Here is a 7879-nt window from a genome sequence, read left to right on the forward strand (position 1 = left end):
CCAGGGATGAGCTGAACTCAATGAAAATACGTGTTTCTGGATGGGCACTAACTAATACATTGGAGCTGTCTGATCAGACAGCGCAATCACTCATGCACCGGGTTGAAGGCGCAGAAGTTCAAGCTATTAATTTGCAGAATCCTGAAGACGAGCCTGTTACCGTCCCAGGAACCCAAGTTGCAGGTGTAGAAACAGGTTACTTCGAGCTTCCTTCAGCATTACAGAAAGAGGGGCTCTGGCTGCTCTATCCAGCTCCGGCGTCAGAGATTTATTTTCGTCCTAAAATCCATATTCCTGATTTTAATTACTGCACCCCAACTGATGATACGTCAGTCTCTACTCTGAACGCTGCTGCACGCTACTACCATCCTATAGAGTGTAGGGGTATTTTCAAGCCGGTACTCAATGCGATGGCTGAAGATTTTTTCCATAGCAGTTGGTTGTACCTGATCCAGCTGAAAAAGCGTTGTGAGCATATTCCCTTATCAGCCTTTGAGTGCTGGAAGGCTTTAGCCCGTCATCCGGAAGCGATGGCACTGGCTGTTTTTCGTCTTGAAATGGACAGTCTTTTTGTTGAACGCCTAAAACACGAGTTAGCCGTAATCTGGGAAGTGGTAACACCAAGACAGTGGCGGAGGGCGTTACAACGCTACATACGGGGTATGGTGTACCAGTTTGGCTTGCTGGAATCCATGATTACAGAGCAGGCACGCAGTAAATTGGAGCAATTAGCTGCACATATACCAGTTTTTCGCTCGTTCGGTGAGCTACTAATCTGTGATACCCCCGCACCTATGTTGCCTTTAGAGGCTGTTATTCCACTTTGGCAGAATGATCTGCGTACACGCCATGATGCAGCAATCTGGCCGGAAGACCTCAGTGAAGAATTGTGTATCTGGTTGGCTCAACAGCCGGATTACCATTGGTTTAATGAGTCTTCGTTACCTTGGTATATGAAGCCAGTCATTCTGATGCCGGTATTCACTGCTCACCTTTCTGCCGGTAAAGCATCGCTGAGTCAATTACAGACCAGTGAAATAGCTGTACGTTCAGCTATTAGTGTTTTGACGGACTTTGACCGTCACGCTTGGTACGAACCAGTCTACTCCGCTGTACTTACTAACCTGCTGCAACCATATACCCCATAAAAGGATTTTAACCATGACGGGCTATTTTAAAGACCTGATTACACAATCACTCAGCCGTACCCGTGAAGCGACGCTTTCAATACTGGGTGTTAATGATCCCGGTTTGAGAGCGCATCTGGCTGACCAGATGCATAACCGCATGGGGGATGAGGGGTGTTTTTTAGCGCCACCGGTTTTTGAACATACGTTTGGCTGGAAGCAGGGGGATCAAACCTTTGCATCACTCAAAGGTGAATTGTTGTCAAATTCCGTAGTTGAAACTCTGGCCAGCGCCAAAAAGTACCAGTTTCAGCCGGATTTAAAGCCGTATAAACACCAGCTGGAAAGCTGGCGCACCTTGCTGGCAGAGCAACCGAAATCCGCAGTTATCACTACGGGCACCGGTTCCGGTAAGACCGAGTGCTTTATGATTCCGATCCTGCAGGATCTGGTGCGGGAGCACGAAACATCGCAAAAAGCACTGGTTGGTGTTCGGGCGCTATTCCTTTACCCTCTTAATGCGCTGATTAACTCGCAACGGGAGCGTCTGGATGCATGGACTGAACCTTATGGTGAGAATATCCGCTTCTGTCTTTACAATGGTAATACAAAAGAGTCTGAGTCTACTGTTCGCAAAACTCAGAAGGAGAGACCTAATGAAATTCTCTCACGCGAACGTTTGCGCAAAGAGCCTGCTCCTATCCTGATGACCAACGCTACCATGCTGGAATATATGCTGGTGCGTCAGATTGATGATCCTATTATACGTATCTCACAGGAGCTGGGTGCATTACGTTGGATTGTACTGGATGAAGCCCATACCTATGTTGGCTCGCAGGCGGCAGAGTTGTCACTGCTGCTACGTCGGGTGGTAGAAGCCTTTGGTAAACAGGCCAGTGAACTCCGGTTTGTTGCGACTTCGGCCACCATTGCCGGTGAAAGTGCTGCCCAAAAACTGCAGGCTTATCTTGCCGATCTGGCGGGTGTTCCGAACGAACAGGTTGTGGTCATTGGTGGTTCCCGTCAAGTACCTGATCTCAAACAAAGCTTAGATATTAAGGGGTCACTGGCAGAAATCCGTCAGGTTGATCAGGGAGAAGTAATCTCCGCAGATCGCTTTCAACTGTTGTGCAATCACCCTGTGTCTTACGAGATACGACATGCGCTGATCAGCAGTGAAAAACCATTGGATCTAAATGACCTGATTTTTAAGGTTGGTCATCTGCTGACAGCAACAGGAAAAGCAGAGCAACAGCAGGAGTTGCTGGAGTGGATTGATCTGATGACCGATACCCAGCCCATCGAAAATGAGCCCCCGTTTCTGAAACTGAGGGGGCATCTGCACCAACGTATGCTGCATGGCCTCTGGTGCTGTGCTGACCCGAACTGTACGGCTAAATCGACACATCTTAAAAACTGGTTTTTTGGTCAGGTTTATGTAACGCAACGCACCCGTTGTGAGTGCCATGCACCGGTTTATGAGCTGGCGTTTTGTGATGACTGTAAAACGCCACATCTGATTGCTGAAGATGCCAATGGCTTTTTACGCCACACAAATCCTTTTGCCGGTGATGAATTCTCGTTGCTGGATGACCCCAATGAAGATACACCGGAAAGTGAACAGGTGCTGTATAAAAAACAACAGTCGGTTGTTTTGTCAGCTCATCAAGTGGAGTCCTATCCGTCAATAAGTCTGAACAGAGAAACGGCAGAGCTGGGCTGTCTGAGCGGGGAAAATACTCTTCGGCTAAATATAGCAACAGATATCGACTCATCATGTTCAGGATGTGGAGATAAAGGTAAACGTCCGGCAGGTTTTCTACGCAAGTGTTATCTGGGTGCTCCTTTTTATGTCGCTAATGCAGTGCCCACGGCGCTGGAGTTCTGTCCGGATCCGCAAACTGATGATCTTCCAAAAAACTCTAACCCAGAAAGCCTTCCCGGTCGTGGCCGTAAGCTGATTACCTTTACCGACAGCCGCCAAGGAACAGCGCGGATGGCGGTTCGTATGCAGCAGGAAGCTGAGCGGTCTCGTTTAAGAGGGTTGGTGTTTTCCATTCTGAGAAACCGGCAGGCCTCAGAGAATGCAAATATCCCTGAGCTACCTGAACAATCAGCTGAAGAACTTCTGGTTCAGGCAGAACAGCTTGAACAGATGGGAATGTCGGATCTAGCCAAGCAACGAAGAGAGCAGGCGCGCCTTAAGGAAGGAGCTTTGCAAACATCAAAGCCTGTCGCAATAGACTGGTATGCGATGGTATCTGAGTTAGCTGCCTGTAGTGATATCAAGCACTCTATCCTTGATTATAACCGTTACGCAAATCCCGAATTTTTCGGTGGCTATGATAACAGCCTGACCCTTGCCAGCTTGCTACTGCTGAGGGAGTTTGCCCGTCGCCCAAAAAATCAGAACAGCTCGGAAACACTGGGATTAATCGCAGTAGGGTATCAGGGGCTGGAAAAGGTCGGTCAGATACCAAGATTCTGGGCGGAAACTTTGGCACCTAATGCTGACAATCCCAGTGAACGAACACCGTTAACGCTGCAGGACTGGAAAGATTTTCTGAAGGTGACGTTAGATTTTTATATCCGTGAAAATACCTTTCTGGTGATGAACGACAATGAACGCAACTGGATGGGAGCGCGTTTTTCACCCAAAGAGCTGGTTCCACCGAAAGATGATTTTCAGGACAGTTCACGGGTAAAAAGCTGGCCGCTATTTAAACGGGGGACTCAGGGAAACCGTTTGGTAAAACTACTGACTTATGCTACTGAGCTGGATCCTAGCTCTGCTTATGCTGCTGATAAGATAAATACTTGGTTAAAAGTTGCCTGGGAGCAATTGACCGCTATTCAGCTACTACAGAATACCGGTGGACGTGGTTATACCGTGACTCGTCAGGCGATCAACTTTTCATTACCCCGTAAAGCCTGGGTTTGCCCAATGACCCACCGTATGTTTGATACCACTTTTCGGAGTGTCACCCCTTATATTCCACGTAGCAAGGTAGAGCGTAACTCATTGTTGTGTAAGCCTGTACAGTTGCCGGATTATACTCAATTAGCGCCTCTGGGCGTATCAAAGGTTCTTGATACGATTCGCCAAAAAGTTGCTGAAAACCAAGAAATCAAAGCGTTACGTGCCGACAGCTTATGGAGCGATATTTCAGACCGAACTGTAGAAGGTGGGTTTTATTACCGTACAGCAGAGCACTCAGCTCAACAGTCAGCGCAGCGGCTACAGCAGTACGAGTCCATGTTTAAAGAGGGCAAAGTTAACGTAATGAACTGTTCTACAACCATGGAGATGGGGGTGGATATTGGCGGTATTTCAGCTGTGGTGATGAACAACGTACCACCGCACCCGGCTAACTACCTGCAGCGGGCTGGTCGTGCAGGTCGCCGCAGCGAGGCAAGGGCTGTGGCTTACACACTTTGTAAGTCAGACCCTCATAATACCCGGGTATTTAATAATCCAAAGTGGGCCTTCAGTACCGCTATTCCTGCACCGGTTATCACGTTGGAAGCTCAGCCTTTGGTGCAGCGGCATGTAAACTCTTATCTGTTATCTGCTTTCCTGAAAACAGAAGCCTCAGGCACCAACGATAATACCCGTCTGACAACGCTTTGGTTTTTCCATGTTAATGAGGGTGCAGTCAGTCGTTTTATTGATTGGCTGGGTAGTGATGTCAAACATCATGAAACGGCCGTGCGCAGCATTATCCGCAGAACAGCGCTTGAATTGATCAGCTTCGAGCAACTGATTGGTGACTGCAGGGAAAGGATTCAGTGTCTTGCCCAGAGCTGGCAGGAAGAGTACAAACAGATGAATCTGCGAGTTAATCAAGCGAAAGATCCTCATTATAAAAAGGCACTGGAGCTGGAAAAAACCCGTCATGAAAATGACTACCTGTTAAAAGAGCTGGCAACGAAAGCTTTCCTGCCGGGCTACGGCTTCCCAACGAACGTAGTTGCTCTCAATACGCTGAATATTGAGGATTTTAAAAGTAAAAAAGCACAGAAAGAAGCAGATCAGTCTGAACGTGAAGATAATATCTTCACCTATAAAGAGCAGCCTTCCCGTGGTCTGGATATTGCTATTCGGGAATATGCCCCAGGTGCCCAGATTGTGATAGATGGTCGTGTTTACCGATCTGCGGGTGTCAAACTTCAGTCTTACCATGAAGGTGCGGGCGGCAGTGCTCAGAAATTTGACCTGACCTGGCAGTGTCATCACTGTGGTGCACCGGGGTATCAGGAGCATGCATATTCCCATAGTGAGAATCTTCGCTGTAAAAATTGTAATAGCGAAATTCATATCAGTAATGTTAAGCGATTACTGCGCCCGATGGGCTTCACGACAGATTTCTATGAAGGTAGCAGTAATGATGTCAGTGCTCAGAAGTTTATCCCGGTAGAGCGGCCTCTGGTGTATGTTGAGGGGGCTACTGTAGCCCTGCCCGACTCTGCCTGCGGATTTATCCGTTTTGGTGAAAACGGTCAGATAATGATGCGATCCGGTGGCGAGCATGGCCATGGTTTTGCCGTTTGTATGAGTTGTGGCCGTGCGGACTCAATGACGCCAAATCAGGAAGTCCCGAAAGATCTGCAACCGGATCACATGCACCGAGCTATTGGTGGCGCAACTAAAGGCGGTGTTCAAAAAGAGTGCTCTGGTGAAAGGGTGATGCGGGATATCTATCTGGGCTACCGTAGCCGCACCCATGTTGTGGAACTGGTTCTGCGTAATCCCGTAACGCGGGGCTGGATAGCCGAAAATGAAACCGGAAGAATTATTGCGATTACATTATCTGTGGCGCTTCGTGATGCCGCTGCAGATATCTTGGGTATTGCTGCAAGCGAAATCGGTTTTGGTGTTCGCCCTGACCGTGATATGGATTCCGGTGAATCCCGCTACGTTGTGCAGATTTATGATCATGTTGCCGGTGGCGCTGGTTTTGTTCTGACGGCTATTGATGACCTTTCAGCTTTGCTCAAAAAGATGATTAATAAACTTGAATGTGTCGCAGAGTGCGAAACAGTCTGTTCATCCTGTTTGGCCAGTAAAGACAGTAGGGTCGAGTTTGAACAACTGAACCGAAAAGCTGCACTTGAGTGGCTAAGAGAAGGGCAGTTTGTTATGCATCTGGATCTTCCTGAGCCTTTTAATCGATATGCTGGTGCAAAATATTGGCCCTATGAACCCTTGCGTTTTGTAAGGCACTGGATTAACCGTTCTGCTGAGTCTCTCTGTTTTCAGTTGAAGGGGGATCCTGAGCAATGGAATTTGAACGCCCCTGAATTCAGGCGTCAGTTGCTTGCCTGGAAAGTGCTTGATAGCTGTGATCTGACCCTTGTTCTGGATGAAAACAGCAGTCTCACAGATGAAATTAAAGAAGACTTGGCACTCTTGGCAAGTAGTGGCATCCATCTAGCCCAGCACCGCAAGCGTAAGGATGACGGCTTGCTGGCTGCTCCGCTCCAGATAAAAGATAAAAATGGAAGTGTTATTTCTCTGCTGACAGACAGTTCAACTGCCGCTAAGCCCGGTGAACACTGGCTGCAGGCCGATACAGGCCATACCTGGATTAGCTCTGAATCACTTCCTGAGTGGCAATTTGAGACTCTAGATACTTCAAATTGGCGCAGAACATCCTACAGCAGTGCCCGGGTACTGGAAGTTACAGATGAGCTTAATGGTCCAATAAATACGCTGGGGCAGCGCTTCAAAAAACTTTTAGAGGATAAGGCACCGGAGTTCAGCGCTAACCTGTCCTGTGAAAAAGTGACTGCGATTAAGTATGAAGACCGATATCTGAGAACCCCTTGGGCGATAATGCTGCTGGCGGGCTTTATGCAGATTATTCCAAAACAGGGTGTCAAGTTGGTCTGCGTACATGCAGTGAGGGAAGCTAACCCTCAAACTGGAAAGTTTATTTGGCACAACTTCAGTGATTATTTGCATCAGGAAGAGGTGCTCAGACATTGGTTATCTGCAGTGTTGGATATTAAACCCAATATTGAACTCCACTCAGAGTTGCAAGAGGTCAGCCATCGCCGTGTTCTGACGTTAACACTGGAGTCTGGTAAAGAGCTTAAATTGGCTTTTGATCAAGGCATGGGCTATTGGAACAGCTCTGATCTGCACTACGAGCTTCGACTACATAATTTCGAAGCTTCAGGGGCTGAACAGGCACAGCGGATGATGGATGCTTGGAAAAAAGCAAGCTTAGTGAATACTGGAGACTGGCCGACAGATATTGCTGTTTATGAAGCTTAAAGTCCACGCAAAGAGATTGTAATCTGACTAGGTTAATTCGAGAGACATTGTCTCTCGAATCGGGAACCCAGATAAAACCAGTCTATATTGTGCAGATTGATGGTATGCCAAATTCACGCTGTAATCGAATGGAGAGCTGGCTGTGTTCTTGGGAAGTGTTACGGTTCGGCAACTTGATTTGCAGTGTTGGGTTCGGTGACGAAACTCGAAAGCTGCTTGTAGGTGGTTTGCAGACTGATCTGCAAGCCAAGTGCTTTTGCAACTTTGGTGACGGTTGCAAAGGTGGGATTGCCCTCCGGTGATAAAGCTTTGTACAGGCCTTCGCGGGTTAACCCTGTATCTCTTGCAAGTTGGCTCATGTTTCCTGCACGAGCAATAACATTCAAGGCATGAACAATAAACGCAGGATCATCACCAGCTTCTTCCATGTAGGCTTCCAGATAGAGTTGTATATCCTCATCTGTTTCAAGGT

Annotated in this window: 3 protein-coding genes; 2 read left to right on the forward strand and 1 reads right to left on the reverse strand. The window is 47.8% G+C overall.

Going from position 1 to position 7879, the window contains the following annotated elements; translation table 11 throughout:
- The first annotated feature begins 20 nt into the window (after positions 1–20).
- Both IBX50_RS14850 and IBX50_RS14855 read left to right on the forward strand, forming a co-directional pair.
- On the forward strand, positions 21–1148 hold the full coding sequence (locus IBX50_RS14850) for an STY4851/ECs_5259 family protein (RefSeq protein ID WP_292257076.1): 1128 nt from the start codon (positions 21–23) through the stop codon (positions 1146–1148).
- A gap of 13 nt (positions 1149–1161) precedes the next feature.
- Positions 1162–7407 (forward strand): DEAD/DEAH box helicase, encoded by a 6246-nt coding sequence (locus tag IBX50_RS14855; protein WP_292257077.1) that lies wholly within the window; start codon positions 1162–1164, stop codon positions 7405–7407.
- A gap of 158 nt (positions 7408–7565) precedes the next feature.
- Here IBX50_RS14855 and IBX50_RS14860 read toward each other — a convergent pair.
- Positions 7566–7879: addiction module antidote protein (locus IBX50_RS14860; protein ID WP_292257078.1), on the reverse strand; the 314-nt coding region annotated here is incomplete at its 5' end.

It is taken from the genome of Marinospirillum sp. (assembly GCF_014859565.1).